The sequence below is a fragment of the Actinomadura luzonensis genome (genome assembly GCF_022664455.2).
Classification (GTDB): domain Bacteria; phylum Actinomycetota; class Actinomycetes; order Streptosporangiales; family Streptosporangiaceae; genus Nonomuraea; species Nonomuraea luzonensis.
Genome location: NZ_JAKRKC020000001.1, coordinates 1,320,163 through 1,337,373, shown reverse-complemented (window position 1 = coordinate 1,337,373; position 17,211 = coordinate 1,320,163). Strand labels below are relative to the sequence as shown.

The window sequence follows — 17,211 nt, the reverse complement described above, 5'->3', positions numbered from 1 at the left end:
CGCCATGACCACCGCCCCCGAGAGGCTGCTGCTCCGCCTGGAGTGGAAGGTCGTCCGCCGGCTGGACGGCCGGCTCCAGGGCGCCCACCGCACCGCGCACCGCGGCTCCGGGATCGACTTCACCGGGCTGCGGGCGTACACGGAGGGCGACGACGCCCGCCACATCGACTGGAACGTGACCGCCCGCCTGGACGAGCCGCACCTCCGCGTGTTCACCGAGGACCGCGAGCTGACGGTGTGGCTGGTGCTCGACCGCTCGGCGTCCATGACGGCCGGCCGGCCGGGGCGCGGCAAGCACGACGTGCTCGCCGAGCTGGCGCTCGTCCTGACCCGGCTGTTCGGGCGGGGCGGCAACCGGGTCGGCGCGGTGCTGTTCGACACCGGGGTGGTGCGGGTCGTGCCGCCCGGCACGTCCCGGCGGCACGCGCTGCGGATCGGCGCCGAGCTGGAATGCACCGCCGCGGCCCGTTCCGGCGCCACCACCGACCTGGCCGCGATGCTCGACGCGGCCGGGCGGCTGGCCCGCCGCCGCGCCCTCGTCGTCGTGGTGTCGGACTTCATCGGCGACGGCGACTGGGAGCGCTCGCTCCAGCGCCTGGCCCGCCGGCACGAGGTGGTCGCCCTGCGCGTCGTGGACGCCGCCGACGACACGCTGCCCGAGGCCGGGCTGATCGTCGTCGAGGACGCGGAGACCGGCGAGCAGCTCGTCGTGGACTCCGCCGACCCGCTGCTGCGCGTCCGCCTCCGGGAGGCGGTGGACGCCCGCGACGCCCGGCTGGCGGCGGGCATGCGCCGGGCCGGGGTGCCCGTCCACCGCGTCGGCACCGACCGCGACCTGGCGGAGGCGCTCGTCGAGGTCGTCACCAGGACCCGGGACCGGTCGCCATGACGCTGTCGTCGCCGTTGCTGCTGGTCGCCGGGCTGCTCGTCACGGCGGCGCTCGCCTGGGCGGTGGTCGTCTCGGCCCGCCGCCGGGCGGCCGCGTTCGCCGCGGCCGGCGTGGCGGTGCCGGGCGGGGGCGGCGGGCGCACCTCGGGGCCGGGCTGACGGTTGCCGGCGTCGGGGTGCTGGCGCTCGCCGCCGCCGGGCCGGTCGCGATGGTGCCGGTGCCGCGCGCCGCGGGCACCGTCATCCTCGCCGTGGACGTCTCCACCAGCATGGCCGCGGACGACGTCGCGCCGTCCCGGCTGGCCGCGGCGCAGCGGGCGGCCCGCGCGTTCGTCGAGGCCCAGCCGGACAGCGTGGACATCGGCGTCGTCGCGTTCGGGCGCGCCGCGCTCATCACCGCCCGCCCCGACGGCGACCACACCGTGGCGCTGAAGGCCATCGACCGGCTGAAGCCGGAGGGCGGCACCTCCCTGGGGACGGCCATCGTGACCGCGTTGTCGGCGATCACCGGCGAGCAGGTGGGCTTCGGGCGGGACGGGGCCCTGCCGGACCTCGGGTACTGGCCGTCGGCGACGATCGTGATGTTCACCGACGGCCAGGACCGCGGCGGAGCCGGGGAAGGCGCGTCAGGGCAGGGCAGCGGGCAGGGCGGGGGGCAGGGCGGCGGGCAGGGCGGGGACGTCGAGCTGGCCGCCGCCGCGGCCCAGAAGGCGGGCGTGCGCGTCCACACCGTCGGGGTCGGCACCAAGGCCGGGACGACGGTGGAGGTCGACGGCTACCACCTGCAGACCTCGCTGGAGGAGGACACCCTCACCATGATCGCGCGGACCACCGGCGGCGGCTACCACGCCGCCTCCGACGTCGCGCGCCTCGACGGCATCGCCGACACGATCGACCTGCGGCTGACCGTCTCCGACGAGCCGCTGCCGCTCGCCGGCGCGCTGATCGGGCTGGCTCTCGCGCTGCTCGCCGGGGGAGCGGCGCGCACCGTGTTCCGCACCGGGCGGGTGATCTGAATGTCGTTCTCGTGGCCGTGGGCGCTGCTGTCGGTCCTGGTCGTGCCGCTGCTCCTCGGCGTGCGCTGGTGGGCGCTGCGCCGCCGCCGGCGGGCCGCGGTGCGCGTCACCTCGATCGCGCTCGTGCGCGGCGCGCTGCCCGGGCGTACGCGCTGGACCCGGCGGATCCCGGCCGCGCTGTTCGTGGCCGGGCTCGCGCTGCTCGCGGTCGGTGCCGGGCGGCCGCAGGCGTCGGTGCCGGTGCCGATGAGGTCGGCGACGATCCTGCTCGCCCTCGACATCTCCGGCTCCATGTGCAGCACGGACGTCGATCCCAACCGGCTCACCGCCGCGCGGAAGGCCGCCGTGGACTTCCTGGAGTCGCAGCGGGGCGGGCCGCGCATCGGCCTGGTCACCTTCGCCGGCACCGCGGGCCTGCTCGTCCCGCCCACCGACGACACCGACGCGCTGGTCAAGGCACTCGACGACCTCGTCACCTCCCGCGGCACCGCGATCGGCCAGGCCATGCTCACCTCGCTCGACGCGATCGCGGAGGTCGACCCGTCCGTCGCCCCCACCGGCGCCACTCCCGCCCCGGCCGCCGGCGACGGGTACGCCAGTGCCGCGGTCGTCGTCCTGACCGACGGCGCGAACACCCAGGGCGTGGACCCGAGGAAGGCCGCCGAGGAGGCGGCCCTGCGCCGCGTCCGCGTCTTCACCATCGGCTTCGGCACCACGAACCCCGCCCCGATGGTGTGCACGAGCGACCAGTTCGGCAGCGGCGGCTCCGGCGCCTGGGGCGGCGGCTTCGGCGGGCGCGGCGGCTTCGACCGGGGCGGGCGCAACGTCCGCCTGATCGACGAGCCCGCGCTCAAGCAGATCGCGGCGACCACCGGCGGCACCTACCGCCGGGCCGAGAACGCCGACGAGCTCCAGGACGCCCTCGCCGGCCTGTCCGGCAGCTTCACGGTGGTGCGCGAGAAGGCCGACGTCGCCGCCGCCTTCGCCGGGGGCGGCGCCCTGCTCGTCACCGCCGCCCTGTCCCTCTCCCTCTGGTGGAACCGGCCCCGCGGCCCGGCCCGCTGACGGCGGGCCCCATGGCGGGTGCTGTGGCGGGCCGGCGCGTCCGGCGAGAATGGTTGCCATGGGGACGGAGGAGGTGTGCCCGTACCAGGGGCTCGCGCCGTTCGAGAGCGACCGGAGCGAGCTGTTCTTCGGCCGCCGGCGGGCGGTGCGCGGCCTGCTGGAGCGGCTGGCGCCGCGGCTGCGGGAGCGCGGCTGCGTCCTGCTGGTGTCGGGGGCGTCGGGGGTGGGCAAGTCGTCGCTGCTGCGGGCCGGGCTGCTGCCGGCGCTCGCGGCGGGCACGCCGCCGCTGCCCGGGGCGCGGGACTGGCCGCGGCTGCTCGTCACGCCGACCGCGGAGCCGTTCCGCGCGCTGGCCGGGGCCTGGGCGCGGGCGTACGGCGGCGCCGCCGAGGAGGCGGGCCGGCGATTACGGGCGTACGCGGAGCGGGAACGGCCGCCGGACGGGCGGCTCGTGCTCGTGGTGGACCAGTTCGAGGAGCTGTTCACCCTGGTGGCCGACGAGCGGGAGCGCCGGGCGTTCGTCCAGGCCCTGCACGCCCTGGCCGGAGCCGGCGCCGCCGTGGTCGTCGGCGTCCGCGCCGACTACTGGGACCGCTGCGCCGCCTACCCGCAGCTCGCCGAGGCCATCCAGGACGGCCAGGTGATCGTCGGGCCGATGACCGAGCCGGACCTGCGGCTGGCCATCACCGGTCCCGCCGCCGCCGCGGGCCTGGAGCTGGAGCCCGGCCTGGTCGAGGTCATGCTGCGCGAGGTGCGCGCCGGCGACGGCGTCGAGGCCGGCTCCCTGCCGCTGCTGTCGCAGGCGCTGCTCAACACCTGGGAGCGGCGCGCGGACGGCCGGCTGACCATCCGCGGCTACGAGGAGTCCGGCCAGGTCCGCGCCTCCGTGCGGCGCACCGCCGACGAGGTGCTCGACCGGTTGTCTCCCGGCGACCGCAAGGCCGCCCTGCGGATGTTCCGGCGGATGACGCTGATCGCGGCGGGCGGGCGGATGGCGCGGCGCGCCGCGACCTGGGCCGAGCTGCACGCCGCCGCGGGTACGGACGCCGAACCCAGGGCCCGGGAGCTGCTGTCGGCGTTCGCCGGCGTCCGCCTGATCACGCTGCACGAGGACCGCGCGGAGATCGCCCACGACGCCCTGCTGACCGCCTGGCCCACCCTGCGGCAGTGGCTCGAACCCGACCTGACCGCGCACGCGGTCTACGACCGGCTCGTCGAGGACGCCGGGCAGTGGAACGACAACCACCGCGACCCCGCCTTCCTCTACCGCGGGGCCCGGCTGCTGGCCGTGCAGGACAGCCGGCCCCGCTGGGACCGCGACCCGCGCAGCTTCCCGCCGCCCGGCCCCGTCGTGACCCGGTTCGTCGCGGCGTCCGCCGAGGCCGCGCGGCGGGCGGGCCGGCGCCGCGCCTTCGTCCTGGCCGGCCTGGCCGCGTTGTCGGCGCTCGCCCTGCTCGCCGCCGGCGTCGCGGTGAACGCGGCGGGCAACGCCGACCGGCAGCGCGCGGTGGCGGTGCGGGAGCGGCAGCTCGCGGTGTCGCGCCGGCTCGCGATGCAGAGCGAGGTCACCGACGATCCGGTCACGTCCGCGCTGCTGGCCGTGACGGCGTGGCGGCTGGCCGAGACCCCCGAGACGCGCCGGCGCCTGCTCGACGTGGCGGCCCGCGCCGACCGCGGCTTCCTGCCCGCGCAGGGCCCGGGCGTGGACCAGCTCCTGTTCAGCCCCACCGGTTCGGTCATCGCGACCGGCCACGACGGCACCGTCCGGCTGTGGGACGCGGTGACCCGCCGGCAGCTCGGCGAGCCCATCGTGCACCCCGGCCTGTGCGTCCTCGGCTTCGCGGCGGCCTTCAGCCCCAACGGCGAAGTGCTGGCCACGGCCTGCTTCCACGAGGTCGTCCTCTGGGACGTGGCCACCCGCCGGCCGCTGGGCCGCCCCATGGACGTCGTGGACGGAGTGCGCGCGATGGCGTTCAGCCCGAGCGGCAGGACCCTCGCGACCGCGACCGTGAGCGGCACCGTGCGGCTGTGGGACGCCGACGAACGCCGGCAGGCCGGCGACCCCCTCCGCCACGGGCCCGGCGCGGTCAACCAGGTCGCCTTCACCCCGGACGGGCGACACCTGATCAGCGCGGGCGCCGACGACGCCGCGCGCGTCTGGGACCTCGCCACCCGCCGCCGGCTCGGCAGGCCGCTCACCGGCCACACCGGCGACATCAGCGGCATCTCCGTCAGCCCGGACGGACGGACGCTCGCGACGGTCAGCGTCGCGGACCGTACCGCCCGGCTCTGGGACCTGGCCGCCCACGAGCAGATCGGCGGCGTCCTGCGCGGCGCCGGCAGCGGCCTCGGCTTCTCCTCGGTGGCCTTCAGCCCGGACGGGACCAGGCTCGCCACCGGCGGCAGGGACGGCTACACCCGGCTGTGGGACGTCGCGAGCCGCCTCCAGGTGGGCGACCCGCTGACCGGCAGGCGGTTCCTCAACACGAGGATGGCGTTCAGCCCCGACGGGCGCACCCTCGCGGCCGCCGACGTGGACGGCCAGGTGTGGTTGTGGGACCCGACGGCGCACCGGCAGCTCGGCGCGGCGATGCCCGGCACGTACGACGTCGCCTTCAGCCCCGACGGCAGGACCCTCGCCGCCGCCGACCCCGTGGTCGCCATGGGCACCGCCCGCGAGGACGGCGGCGTGCGGCTCTTCGACGTGGCCACGCACCGCGAGAGCGGCGCCCGCCTGCGCCCCGCGGACGACCCGTCGCCCGGCGAGTGGACCGGCGTCCGCGCCATCAGGTTCAGCCGCGACGGCCGGACGCTCACCGCGGCCGGGACCGACGGCACCGTCCGGCGGTGGGACACGGCCACCCGCCGGCAGCTCGGCCCCGCCGACCGGCTCCGCTCGTTCGGCGACCTGAGCGGCGACGGCGCGCTCGACGCCTTCTGGGTGCTGACCGGCACCGAGGGCTCCGTCGCGATCTGGGACGTCGCGGGCCGCCGCGAGAGCGGGCCGCGCATCGTCGTCAAGGACCACACCAGCTTCGTGCCGGCGAAGGCGTTCAGCCCCGACGGGGCCCTGCTGGCGCTGGCGGGCAGCGACCGGACGGTGCGGCTGTTCGACGTCGCCACCCGCCGCCAGCTCGGGGAGCCGCTGCGCGGCGCCGCCACGGACCAGCACACCGCCCTGGCCTTCAGCGGCGACGGGAGGATCCTGGCCACGACCGCGGCCGACGGCGCGGTGCGGCTCTGGGACGTCGCGACCCGGCGGCAGAGCGGCGTCATCCTGACCGGTCACGACAACTCCGTGGACGCGATGGAGTTCAGCCCCGACGGCCGGATCCTCGCCACCGGCTCCGGCGACCGCACGGTGCGGCTGTGGGACGTGCCGACCCTGCGCCAGATCGGCCCCCCGCTGACCGGGCACGCGAAGAACGTCGCCGACGTGGCCTTCAGCCCGGACGGCACCCTGCTCGCCACGGCCGGCGCCGACCTGACGGTGCGGCTGTGGAACGTCGCGGCGCCCGCCGACCCCGCCGCCGCGGTGTGCGCGCAGGCGGGCCGCTCCTTCACCCGCGCCGAGTGGGGGCGTCACGTGGAGGGCGAGGAGTTCCGCCAGGTGTGCCCGTGACCTCCCGTGACCACGGCGCCCGTCACCTCATGGCACGCAGTCGGGGACCTCGTCCCGCAGGCCCAGCCGTCCCTCGTAGATCGCCACCTTGTGGGTGATCAGCCGCAGGCACGCGTCGAGCTCGTCCATCCGGGCCAGGATCCGTTCGCGGTGCTCGCGCAGCACCTCCAGCCGGTCCGCCTCGTTGCCCTGGCCCGCCCGTACCAGGTCGGTGTAGCGCCGGATGTCGGTCAGCGGCATGCCGGAGGCGCGCAGCCGCATGCACACGCCCAGCCAGCCGACGTCGTCCTCGCTGTAGACCCGGTGACCCGCGGTGCCCCGGCGCACCGGCTGGGCCAGCAGCCCCTCCCGCTCGTAGAACCGGAGCGTGTGCACGCTGAGCCCGGTGCGCTCGGCGACCTGGCCGATGCTCATCCCCGCCATGCGGCCAGTTTGACCTAGAGGCGGCTCTAGATTCTATGGTGCGGTTCATGAGATATCGCATTCTCGGCGGCACCGGCATCGAGGTCAGCGCCTACTGCCTGGGCACGATGATGTTCGGCTCGGCCGGCAACCCCGACCACGACGACAGCATCCGCGTCATCCACGCCGCCCTCGACCAGGGCGTCAACTTTGTCGACACCGCCGACATGTACTCGGCGGGCGAGTCCGAGGAGATCGTGGGCAAGGCGCTGCAAGGCCGGCGGGACGACGTCGTGCTCGCCACCAAGGTGCACTTCCCCATGGGCGAGGGCCCCAACCGGGGCGGCAACTCGCGGCGCTGGATCACCCGCGCGGTCGAGGCGAGCCTCAAGCGGCTGCGGACCGACTGGATCGACCTCTACCAGATCCACCGCCCCGACCACCGGACCGACCTCGAGGAGACCCTCGCCGCGCTGACCGACCTGGTGCGGCAGGGCAAGATCCGCGCCTTCGGCAGCTCGGCCTTCCCCGCCCACGAGACGGTCGAGGCGTACCACGTGGCCCGGCAGCGCGGCCTGTACCGGTTCCGCACCGAGCAGCCGCCGTACAACGTCCTCGCCCGCGGCATCGAGGGCGACGTCCTGCCCACGGCGCAGCGGCTCGGCATGGGCGTGCTCACCTACAGCCCGCTGGGCTGGGGCTTCCTGACCGGCCGGTACCGCAAGGGGCAGCAGATCGACCTGTCGCGGGGCCGCGCCGCGCGGGCGCCGCAGCGGTTTGACCCGTCCGTCCCGGTCAACGCGGCCAAGCTGGAGGTCGTCGAGGAGCTGGTGAAGCTGGCGGACGAGCTCGGCCGCACCCTGCCGGAGCTGGCCGTCGCCTTCGTCGCGGCCCACCCGGCGGTCACCTCGGTCATCCTCGGCCCCCGGACGATGGAGCAGTTGGAGAGCCTGCTGAAGGGCGCCTCGCTGGTCCTCGACGACGCCGTGCTCGACCGGATCGACGAGCTCGTGCCGCCCGGCACCAACGTCTACCCGCCGGTCGCCCTCTGGAGCCCCGCCCCCCTGACCGACCCCGCCCTGCGCCGCCGTCCCCTGACCGACCGCGCCGCGAGCTGACCCGGCCGCGCGCTCAGGAGGCGGCGTCCCCTGACCGACCGCGCCGCGAGCTGACCCGGCCCGCGCCCAGGAGTCGGCGTCCCCGGCCCGCCAGGCCCGACGCCGCCCGGGAAGGCGGCGGCGCCGGTTCCCCTAACCCCCGGGACCGCCCGGCCGATCCCGGCCGCTCCGCGCTTCGGCGGCCACGTCCGCGATCAGCGCGGCCGTCAGCCCACCGCGCCGGAACGGGAACGCGTGGGCTCCTGGCACGGTCACCGCCCGCCCCCGTGCCGCCGCCCCCGCCAGCCGCTCGGCCCACTCCGCCGGAGCGAGGGCGTCCTGGGCGCCCCGGGCCACCAGCACCGGGCAGGAGACGCCGCCGGCGACCGCCTCAGGCGCGTCCTGCTGCCCGGAGCGGATGAAACGCGCCATGGCCCGGACCCCGCCGCGCACGTAGTACGGCAGGGTGGCGGGCACCGCCCCCAGAGGCTCGTGCCGCAGGGTGCGCAGAAAGGGCGGCAGCACCCCGGCCACCGTCCGCTGCTCCGGCGGGAACACCGGCCCCAGCAGGGTGAGCGCCTCGACCCGCCCCGGTAAGGAGGCGGCGACGTGCAGCGCGACCTGGGCTCCCGTGGAGTGCCCGGCCAGGACGACGGGCCGGCCGGGCACGGCGCCGAGCCAGGCGGCGACGAGCCGGACCATGGCGGGCAGCTCCACCTCGCCGGCCGCGGGCCGCCGGTGCCCGAAGCCCGGCACGTCCAGCAGGTACGCCCGCGCCCACGCGGCGCAGCCGGCCAGGGTGTCGAGCAGGTACCCGAGCGCGCCGAGCCCCGGAACGACCACGACCACCGGCGCCTCCCCGCCGCCGGGCCCCCCCGCCTCCAGGCTGCGGACCCGCCGGCCGGCCACGTCGTGCCAGCGTTCGGCGATCCGCGCCTCCGTCCCGCCGCTCACTCGAAGTCGTCGGGATTGAGCTCCTTGCGGCGTTCGAACTCGCCCTCGCCCTCGTCGCCGGTGGTGCCGGGCGTGACCCCCGGAGTGACCCCCGGCGGGCGCCTGCGCGCCTCCTCCTCGGCCGGGGTCAGCGGCGCACCGCTCGCCTCCTCGCTCCCGCCGCGCTCGATGGGCCGTTCTTCCTGCGGGCTGTCGTTCATTCTGCTCCCTGTGCTCGGGTCAGGCGCCGGTCGAGAACGTCCCGGACGTCGTGCTCGTCCCCGCTGACCCGCTCCGCTGCCCGCCTGCCCACCCGCGTAACCCGTACCGGCGACCGCGTCCCGCCCCTCCGGCTTCCGGCCGCAGGAGGGCGGCGGCCAGGCAGGCGACGGGTACGACGGGCAGCACGTACCGGTGGTCGAAGTCCAGGACCGCGACCGGGCCGACCAGCAGGCCCGTCGCCACCGCCCACGGCAGCAGCGCCACGCCCGGCCGCCGCGCCGCGGCGACCGCGCCCAGCAGCAGGATCAGGCCCAGGAACGGGCCGCGCAGGTACGCCGCGTACTGGTAGGCGATGAGGAGATCCGCCCACGGCGACACCGACGACAGGCCGCGGAGGTCCGGGTCGTACTCCCGCTTCACCTGCTCGACCAGCGGCTGGGCGGGCAGTTCCCAGCGTCCGCCGCGGAAGCCGAAGGCGGGGGTGACGCGGTCGGGGTGCGGGATCGGCGTCCAGGAGAAGGCGATGGCGGTGTCGCGTACGACGTCGCCCAGGTAGTCGAGCGGCTGCGCGAGGATCGCCTCGATCGCGAACGAGCGGGCCAGGTCGTTGTGCGTGAACCGGTCGCCGGGCAGCAGGTTCAGCGACGACCCGGGGGCCCACACGTATTCGGAGGCGGCGTCCGTCCGGGTCCCGTTGGGGCACAGGCGCGCCAGCTCGGGCGGCGGCTGGATGCGGGCGCAGTCGGCGAACGTCATCGTCCGGGCCCACAGGGCCACCCCGTCGGCGCCGCTGAGGGCGAAACGGCCGTGATGCTGGGCGTACCAGGCCGCGTACCCGGCCAGCGGCAGCGCGCCGGCCAGGACCAGCGCGGCGAGCGGCCGCCACCCCGCTCGCCGCACGGCCAGCACGAGCACGACGAGCAGCAGCAGCGGCAGCGCGATCGTCCTGGTCAACGCCGCCGCGGCGAACAGCAGACCGGCTCCGGCGGCGGCGCGCACGGACAGCCGCGGCGACCACATCAGCACGGCCAGCCCGGCCACGACCAGGAAGACGAACTGCGAGTCGGACAGCACGGCGTGCTCCAGCCGCAGGAACGAGGCGTCGAACAGCAGCGGCACCGTCGCCGCCGCCGCTGCCCAGCCGGGCGCCGACCTGCGGCGCAGCACCGCGTACAGCAGCACGCCGGTGCCGAGGCCGAGGACGTGCTGCACGGCCGCGACCAGCCCCACGCTGTGGAACGGCAGCAGCGCCCGCAGCAGCAGCGGGTACCCGATGGGGTGGAACGTCGCCGACGGGGCCGGATGCACGGCGGTGTCGAGGTAGGTGAAGGAGTCGTACCAGTAGAGGGTGGCCGGACGGTAGGCCAGCATGGTCACCACCCGCAGCGCGGCGGCCGGCAGCAGCAGCGCGGCGAACAGGCGGTGACCGGCCAGGACGGGCAGGAGGCGCGGCACGGGCGGCGCCTCGCGGGTGTCGGTGAGCACGCGAGATCCGATCGTGGGGGCATGACGGAGTTCCGCGCATGCCGAGAAGCACGCATGGCGGTGACGAACCGGGGGACGAGAGGCGTCCGTCCGGGATCAGCAGGGGGACGGAGGTGTCGGGATCACCCGCGGGACGGCGGAGCCGGGATCAGCAGGGGGACTGCGGCGCCGGGCGGTCGGCGCGCTCGGGGCCGACCAGCAACAGGGCCTGGCCGTCGGCGCTCATGACGCCGTCGTGCACGTACCAGTCGCCGGGGGCGGAAGGGACCGCCCGCTTGCCGGCGGACACGTACGACGGGGTGACGCCCCGCTCGCGCAGCAGGGCCGAGACCTCCGCGACGCTCTTGCCGACGTAGGCCACGCAGTGCAGGGGCTCGCCGGGCAGGGCGATGCCGGGCGGCATCTGGTACCGCTCGCCGGGCAGCGCCCGCCTGCCGAGGGTGATCGCGGCCTTCTTGTCGAAGCCGACCGGCACCTTGACGCCGATGGGGCAGCCGGTGAACCGCTCGCACGGCCCGGGGGCGTCGATCGTGGTGATCGGGCCTTCGCCGGACACCATCTGGCCGGACCGCAACCGGTCCAGGTCGCTGATCACGATGATCTGGCCGGTCAGGCTCGCGGACGTCGGCACCACGTCGAGCGTGATGTCCAGGCCCCGGGCCCGCAGCTCGCGCTGGTACACCGCGGGCTCGGCCAGCAGGTCCTGCACCGTGATCACGTAGTGGTCGCCGACCCGCTCGATGTCGAGCGCGGCGGAGGCAGGGGCCTGCGCGACGCCGAAGGACAGCAGCGCGGCCAGCGCGGCCAGCGCCGGCACGGCCGCCCACCTGCGCGGCCGGGGAACGGCGAGCCATCCGCGGCGGCGCCGGCGCTCCGGGACGGGAACGGAGGTGATCTCCTCCAGCAGCTCCCTGGCGATCGGCGTCATGCCGGGGCCGGGGTCGGGCGCGATGCCGGCCACCAGGCGATCGATCTCGTGCATCACACAGCCCCCTTCGTCATCGCGACGGCCCGCAGGCCGATGCGGGCCAGGTCGACGCCCGCCGTGTCCAGGTGCCTGGCCAGCCGTTTGCGGGCCCGGTGCAGCCGCAGCCGGGCGTTGGCCCGCGAGCAGCCCAGGACGGTGGCGATCTCGTCGGAGCCCAGCCCCTCCCAGCCGGCCAGCGCGAGGATCTCCCGGTCGTCGCCGCTCAGCCGCGCGAACGCCTCCCGCACCCCCGCCAGGCCCTCCGCGGCCTCGGTGTGCTCCGCCCACCCGGCGAGCTGGTGACCCAGCCGTTCCACCAGCTCGCCGCGGCGCGACTCGGCCCGGCGGCCGTTGGCCAGCACCCGGCGGGCCACGCCGAACAGCCACAGGCGCGCGTCCGGCCCCTCGGGGATGTCGTCCAGCCGGCGCCAGGCCGTGGTGAACGTCTCGGCGAGGGCGTCGGCGGCGTCCTCGGGCGAGCCGGTACGCCGCCGGAGGTAGGCCAGGATGTCGGCGTAGGTGGCATCGTAGATCACCTCGAAGCGCTGTCTGCGGTCATGGCGCGTCACGCTGCCTTCTCTCATCCCCGACTGGTCCGACATCCCGTACCTGTCCGGCCCCGCCAGATCGTTTCACCCGGCTTGCGATGGATCTCAGAGCCCCCGCCCGTCCTCACGCGGTCATCCATGGTTCGCACCCGTCGAACGCTCACCTGGGACCCACTGGGACACCGGACGTGCAGGCAGTCGATGCCATCGCCGCACTGCACACCAAGAAGGGGCACCCGTGCCATGTGCGGATGAGAGCCACGCGATGACCTGAGTGGGCGTTCTGTGAGCATTTGTCCCCTGTGACCGCCTCTGCGGTGTCGGTCGCGCGGCGGGTGGGTGGGCTGTGCCCTGCATCAGTCCACCGGCCCACCTGCGGCAGCGCAACCCACAAAACGCGCGACAAAAATCGGCAGAGCTTACGAGACCTGCACGAGGAAATGGACCGCCTCAGGAAGGGTCACTTGGTGGCGAAGTCCTGGGTCCAGTAGATCGCGCCGTCGGCGTCCTCGGCCGCGCCGACCCCGATGTAGGTGTACCTGCAGTCCAGGATGGTCGCCCTGGTGCCGGCTGCGTCCATCCAGGCCCCCACGACCATGGCCGGGGTGCGCTGGCCCTTGGCGAGGTTCTCCGCCAGGTGGCGGCCGTGCTTGAAGCCGGCGTCCTCGATGCGCTCGGTGAAGGACCGGCCGTCGCGGGAGCGGCTGAAGAAGTATCTGTGCTCCGCCATGTCGGCCGAGTGCGCGCGGGCGGCCTTGTGGAGTTGTGGATGATGCCTGACCGCCCGGCATCCCTTCTGCGCCCGCTGGACGTTGACCAGCCGCACGACCTCGTTCTCCCGCGCTGTTCCCACGGCCGCAGCGCCGGACCCAGCGCCGGCCGTCGTGGCGGCCTGAGCCGTGGCGGCGGGCACGCCGATCGTGGCCAGGGCGGCGGCGGCGAGTGATCCCAGGAGTAAGCGCATCTCCGCATCCTAACGATCGCGCCACAACGGGACAGGCGGCGCGCAAGCGGGAAGCCAGCCCGGCGCAACAGTGATCCGTTTTGCTGGTGGCCGTCCGAAAGATCAGTGTCACAGGGGGGAACCAGTGAACAGGATGACGAAGGCGGCCGGCTCGGCCGTCGTGGCGGGCGGGCTCCTGCTGGCGGCGTCGTCGCCGGCCCAGGCCGCGACCACGGTCAAGGTCGAGTGCCACACCTACGCCGGCACGGCGTTCCGGTACGAGCTGGAGGCGACCGCCTCCTTCGAGAACCTGCCCGGCGGGGGCCGCGCCTGGCAGAAGCTGACCTTCCGCATCAACCACGGCGGCTCCGGGAGCCGCGTCGTGATGCGGATCAGGGACCGCTACCGGAACGCCTGGGCGTTCGAGCGCACGGTCGAGGCGGGGACGACCTACACCGCGCTGCCGCTGGTGGACGGCGGGCGCCCGCTCGTCACGAACACCGACCACGTCGACGACCAGGTGATCTTCGGGGCGGACTTCGCCACCTCGCAGGACCCCGACCCCAGGTGCGTGGTCCGCACGGCGCCGATGTGACCGGGTAACCGCCCGCGGGGCGCCGGAGCAGCGGCGCAACATTCCGGCAAGCGGGCTCCCGTATGCCTGTCCGCGAGGGATCACGGGAAGGAGGCCCCGCGATGGAGCAGCCCGAGGCACGGAGCGACCGGCCGGATGCGCCCCAGGTGCGGAGGGATCCGCCGGACGCGCCCGAGGTGCTGGGCGACCCGCCGGACGCGCCCGAGGAGCGGGACGAGCCGGACGTCCCGGGGCAGGAAGCGCCGGAGGTTCCCGGCGAGGAGCCGGCGCGGATCAGGCCGCCCGGCCGGCGGTTCCTGTCCGCCGTGCCTGTCCGCCGCCTGCCTGCCGCCCCCGCGGGCGCCCCCGCGGGCGACGCGGCGGGCGACGCGGCGTGAGTCACCGGCCGCCGGCCGCCGCCGCGAGGGCCGCGGACCTGGCGGCCGCGACGGTGTCGGCGATGGTGGCACGGCGGCCGGCCGCGTGCCGGTCCTGGTAGGAGCGGGCCCGAGCGCCGTACGCAGGCCGCTCTCCAGGGCGGCGAGGCCGGCCGCCTCGCACGGCGGCACCGGGGCGGAGATCGCCGCGCGGATCGCCGCGGCGCCGCCGAGCAGCCGCGCGGCGGCGGCGTGGGCGCCGTCCAGGTGCAGGACCCGGGCGATGGCCTCGACCACGCTCGACGACCGGCACAGATCGCCCAGCCGGTGCTGGACGTCGAGCGCGCGGGCCAGCCGCCCGGCCGCCGCCCGCAGGTCCGGCAGGTCGGTGAGCGCCAGGAGGTTGTCGGCCCAGCCGAGCCCTTCGGGGAAGCCGACCTCCTCGAACAGCGCCCGGGCCTCCAGCAGCAGGTCCCGCGCGCGTGCCGGATCCCCGTCGTACAGGTCGCAGGCGGCGAGGTCGAGCAGCGTCCAGCCGATGCGTTCCTGGTCGCCCAGCCGGACGAACGCGTCGTACGCCTCCCGCGCCCGCGCCCTGGCCTCGGCGTAGCGCCCCGACAGCCACGAGGCCAGGGCGAGCATCTCGGCCTGGAAGGCCTCGCCCCAGGTGTCCCCGGCGGCCCGGTACTCGTGCTGGGCCCGCTCGTGCGTGCGCAGGGCGCGGTCGAAGTCGCCGGTCTCGCGGGCGATCTCGCCGAGCATGCTCAGCGCCCCCGCCGCGCCGGCCGCGTCGCCGAGCCGCCGGTGCACGGCGAGCGCGCGCTCGGCGTACCCGGTGGCCCGCTCGTAGTCGCACTCGTACGCGGTGAGCGTCGCGACGCCGCCGAGCGCCTTGGCCACGTACCGCTCGGGTGCGCCGGAGGCGTGCCGCAGGGCGCTCTCCAGCCAGTGCCGGCCTTCGGAGTAGTGGCCGCGCAGGTAGGCGTAGCGCCAGACGGCGCCCGCGACGCGCAGCGCCGTCTCCCCGCCGCCGAGCCCGGGCGCGTCGCCGAGCCCGGGCGCGTCGCCGAGCCCGGACGCGTCGCCGCCGAGCCCGGACGTGCAGGCGGCGCGCAGGTTGTCGTGCTCGGCGGCGATCCGGTCCAGCGCCGCGCCGAGCCCCGGCCCCTTCAGCTCGCCCTCCACCTTCTCGGCGAAGGCCAGGAAGAACGCGGCGTGCCGCCGGGCGTACCGGTCGTGCCGCTCCGGGGTCAGCGACTCGGCGGCGAACTGGCGGATCGTCCTCGACATGCGGTACCGGGCGCCGTCCGGCGTGGGCTCGACGATCAGCAGGGACTTGTCGACGAGCCGTCCCAGCAGGTCGAGAACGTCCGGCTCGGCCGAGACCGCCGCGGCGGCCGCCAGGTCGAAGCCGCCGGGGAACACCGACAGCGCGTGGAACAGCTCGCGTTCCTCCGCGTCGAGCAGGGCGTGGCTCCAGCCGATGACGGCCCGCATCGTCCGGTGCTGCGGCGGGGCGGTGCGCGGGCCGCCGGTCAGCAGCGCGAAGTGGTCGTGCAGCCGCTCGGCGATCTGGGGCAGCGTCAGCACCCTGGCCCGGGCCGCGGCCAGCTCCAGGGCCAGCGGCAGCCCGTCCAGCTCGGCGCAGATCAGCGAGAGGGCGGCCCGCTCGCCGTCGTCCAGCCGGTCGGCGGGGCCGAGCCCGGCGCGTTCCAGGAACAGCTCGGCCGACGGCCGCGCGCCGAGCGGCGGCACCCGCCACACCAGCTCGCCGCCCACCCGCAGGTTCTCCCTGCTGGTCGCGAGGACGTGCACCGACGGGCAGCTCGTGAGCAGCGAGTGCGCGACGGCGGCGCAGGCGTCGGCCAGGTGCTCGCAGTTGTCGAGGACGAGCAGCACGCGCCGCGTCCCCAGCTCCTCGGCGATCGCCCGCAGCACGGGGTGCCCGCCCGCGGCGTGCACGCCGAGCAGGTCGGCGATGGCCGGCGCGACCAGCTCGGGGTCCTCGACCTGGGCCAGCGGGACGAAGTGCACCTCGTCCAAGCCGGCGACGGCGGTGGCGGCGGCGGCGGCCAGGCGGGTCTTGCCGACGCCGCCCATGCCGGTCAGCGTCACCAGCCGGTGCGCCGCGACGAGCGCGCGCAGCTCGGCCAGGTCCGCCTCGCGGCCGATGAGCCGGGTGATCGCGGCCGGGACGCCCGCCGGGGCCCGCGGCGCGGCCGGCGCCCGGTGCACGACGGGCGCGGCGCCGGGCGGCAGCAGGTCCTCGGCGGCGAGCCGGCCGTCCAGCACGGCGGCCTCCAGCTCGCGGAGCGCCGGGCCGGGGTCGACGCCGAGCTCGTCGGCGAGCACCCGGCGGGCCCGCTGGACCGCGGCGAGGGCGTCGGCCTGCCGCCCGGCCAGGGCGTGGGCGGTCAGGAGCAGCTCCCACAGGCGTTCGCGCAGCGGGTGCTCCACGACGAGGTGTTCGAGCTGCTCGGCGGCGACCCGGTGTTGTCCGAGGCGCAGCCGCGCGGTCAGGACGTCCTCCGTCGCCGACAGCCGCATCTCCCTGAGCCGTTCGATCTCGCCGTGCGCCCAGCCGTGCACCTGGCAGTCGGCGAGCACGTCGCCCCGCCACAGCTCCAGCGCGCCGGCGAGCGCGCCGGCCGCCCGCGCCGACACCTCCCGCGCCAGCAGGCCCCGGCCGAGCGCCACGCCGGACTCGAAGACGGCCACGTCGACCTCGCCCGGGTCGAGCGCCAGCCGGTAGCCGGGCGCGCGGGTCTCCAGGGTCCCGGGCAGGCCGGCGTCGCGCAGCGCCCTGCGCAGGTGGGAGACGTAGGTGTGCAGGGTGCGCAGGGCCTCCGACGGCGGCCGCTCGCCGTAGAGGCCGTCGATCAGCCGGTCCACGGACACCACCCGGCCGGGCGTCAGCGCCAGCAGGCCCAGCACCGCGCGCAGGCGGGATCGCGGCAGGCCGGTGCGCCGGTGACCGGCCACGAGCTCGACGGGTCCGAGTACGGCCACGCGTACGTTTGCGGCCACCGGGCGTTACCTCCGGGCAGGGCAGTGACATCGTCGCCGACGATT

General features: G+C 76.1%; 15 protein-coding genes. 7 read left to right on the top strand and 8 right to left on the bottom strand.

Features of this window, described 5'->3' with window-relative positions; all coding sequences use genetic code 11:
* Positions 1-4: 4 nt before the first annotated feature.
* Genes MF672_RS06330 through MF672_RS51250 form a run of 5 tightly spaced genes read left to right on the top strand, consistent with a single transcriptional unit; the run spans position 5 to position 6,591 of the window.
* A complete protein-coding gene (locus tag MF672_RS06330) occupies positions 5-889 on the top strand; it encodes a DUF58 domain-containing protein (protein WP_242380442.1) in 885 nt (294 codons plus the stop codon).
* Complete coding sequence (locus MF672_RS06325; RefSeq protein ID WP_247815189.1) at positions 886-1,047, top strand: hypothetical protein; 162 nt, start codon at positions 886-888, stop codon at positions 1,045-1,047. Before MF672_RS06330 ends, MF672_RS06325 begins: the two co-directional genes overlap by 4 nt.
* A gap of 17 nt (positions 1,048-1,064) precedes the next feature.
* Positions 1,065-1,904, top strand: a complete 840-nt coding sequence (locus tag MF672_RS06320) for a VWA domain-containing protein (protein WP_247815188.1) — start codon at positions 1,065-1,067, stop codon at positions 1,902-1,904.
* On the top strand, positions 1,905-2,969 hold the full coding sequence (locus MF672_RS06315) for a VWA domain-containing protein (protein ID WP_242380446.1): 1,065 nt from the start codon (positions 1,905-1,907) through the stop codon (positions 2,967-2,969).
* A gap of 58 nt (positions 2,970-3,027) precedes the next feature.
* Entirely contained in the window at positions 3,028-6,591 is a 3,564-nt protein-coding gene (locus tag MF672_RS51250; RefSeq protein WP_242380448.1) for an nSTAND1 domain-containing NTPase, read from the top strand.
* Positions 6,592-6,618: 27 nt separating this feature from the next.
* Here the strand turns inward: MF672_RS51250 and MF672_RS06295 are convergent, their stop codons facing one another.
* Positions 6,619-7,005 (bottom strand): MerR family transcriptional regulator, encoded by a 387-nt coding sequence (locus tag MF672_RS06295; protein WP_242380473.1) that lies wholly within the window; start codon positions 7,003-7,005, stop codon positions 6,619-6,621.
* Positions 7,006-7,061: 56 nt separating this feature from the next.
* Here MF672_RS06295 and MF672_RS06290 point away from each other — a divergent pair, with 56 nt between their 5' ends.
* Positions 7,062-8,111, top strand: a complete 1,050-nt coding sequence (locus tag MF672_RS06290) for an aldo/keto reductase (RefSeq protein ID WP_242380451.1) — start codon at positions 7,062-7,064, stop codon at positions 8,109-8,111.
* A gap of 132 nt (positions 8,112-8,243) precedes the next feature.
* Here the strand turns inward: MF672_RS06290 and MF672_RS06285 are convergent, their stop codons facing one another.
* From MF672_RS06285 to MF672_RS06260, 6 genes are all read right to left on the bottom strand, one after another.
* Positions 8,244-9,044, bottom strand: coding sequence for an alpha/beta fold hydrolase (locus MF672_RS06285; protein ID WP_242380454.1), 801 nt, complete (start codon positions 9,042-9,044; stop codon positions 8,244-8,246).
* Positions 9,041-9,244, bottom strand: a complete 204-nt coding sequence (locus MF672_RS06280; protein ID WP_242380457.1) for a hypothetical protein — start codon at positions 9,242-9,244, stop codon at positions 9,041-9,043. Before MF672_RS06280 ends, MF672_RS06285 begins: the two co-directional genes overlap by 4 nt.
* Positions 9,245-9,263: 19 nt before the next feature.
* Entirely contained in the window at positions 9,264-10,730 is a 1,467-nt protein-coding gene (locus MF672_RS06275; protein ID WP_242380459.1) for a hypothetical protein, read from the bottom strand.
* A 148-nt stretch (positions 10,731-10,878) separates the two neighbouring features.
* Positions 10,879-11,712 (bottom strand): hypothetical protein, encoded by an 834-nt coding sequence (locus tag MF672_RS06270; RefSeq protein ID WP_242380461.1) that lies wholly within the window; start codon positions 11,710-11,712, stop codon positions 10,879-10,881.
* Complete coding sequence (locus tag MF672_RS06265; RefSeq protein ID WP_242380464.1) at positions 11,712-12,266, bottom strand: RNA polymerase sigma factor; 555 nt, start codon at positions 12,264-12,266, stop codon at positions 11,712-11,714. Before MF672_RS06265 ends, MF672_RS06270 begins: the two co-directional genes overlap by 1 nt.
* 439 nt (positions 12,267-12,705) lie before the next feature.
* Entirely contained in the window at positions 12,706-13,209 is a 504-nt protein-coding gene (locus MF672_RS06260) for a CAP domain-containing protein (RefSeq protein WP_242380466.1), read from the bottom strand.
* Between the two features lie 124 nt (positions 13,210-13,333).
* Here MF672_RS06260 and MF672_RS06255 point away from each other — a divergent pair, with 124 nt between their 5' ends.
* Positions 13,334-13,783: a hypothetical protein gene (locus MF672_RS06255; protein ID WP_242380468.1), complete on the top strand. Its 450-nt coding sequence runs from the start codon at positions 13,334-13,336 to the stop codon at positions 13,781-13,783.
* Positions 13,784-13,863: 80 nt separating this feature from the next.
* On the opposite strand, the gene MF672_RS06250 is transcribed toward MF672_RS06255, so the two are convergent.
* A complete protein-coding gene (locus MF672_RS06250) occupies positions 13,864-17,148 on the bottom strand; it encodes an AfsR/SARP family transcriptional regulator (RefSeq protein WP_247815187.1) in 3,285 nt (1,094 codons plus the stop codon).
* Positions 17,149-17,211 lie beyond the last annotated feature (63 nt).

Bases quoted from the DNA above. Each gene is read 5' to 3' on its own strand.
- MF672_RS06330 (WP_242380442.1), top strand. From the start codon at position 5: ATGACCACCGCCCCCGAGAGGCTGCTGCTCCGCCTGGAGTGGAAGGTC.
- MF672_RS06325 (WP_247815189.1), top strand. From the start codon at position 886: ATGACGCTGTCGTCGCCGTTGCTGCTGGTCGCCGGGCTGCTCGTCACG.
- MF672_RS06315 (WP_242380446.1), top strand. From the start codon at position 1,905: ATGTCGTTCTCGTGGCCGTGGGCGCTGCTGTCGGTCCTGGTCGTGCCG.
- MF672_RS51250 (WP_242380448.1), top strand. From the start codon at position 3,028: ATGGGGACGGAGGAGGTGTGCCCGTACCAGGGGCTCGCGCCGTTCGAG.
- MF672_RS06295 (WP_242380473.1), bottom strand. From the start codon at position 7,005: ATGAGCATCGGCCAGGTCGCCGAGCGCACCGGGCTCAGCGTGCACACG.
- MF672_RS06290 (WP_242380451.1), top strand. From the start codon at position 7,062: ATGAGATATCGCATTCTCGGCGGCACCGGCATCGAGGTCAGCGCCTAC.
- MF672_RS06280 (WP_242380457.1), bottom strand. From the start codon at position 9,244: ATGAACGACAGCCCGCAGGAAGAACGGCCCATCGAGCGCGGCGGGAGC.
- MF672_RS06270 (WP_242380461.1), bottom strand. From the start codon at position 11,712: ATGCACGAGATCGATCGCCTGGTGGCCGGCATCGCGCCCGACCCCGGC.
- MF672_RS06260 (WP_242380466.1), bottom strand. From the start codon at position 13,209: ATGCGCTTACTCCTGGGATCACTCGCCGCCGCCGCCCTGGCCACGATC.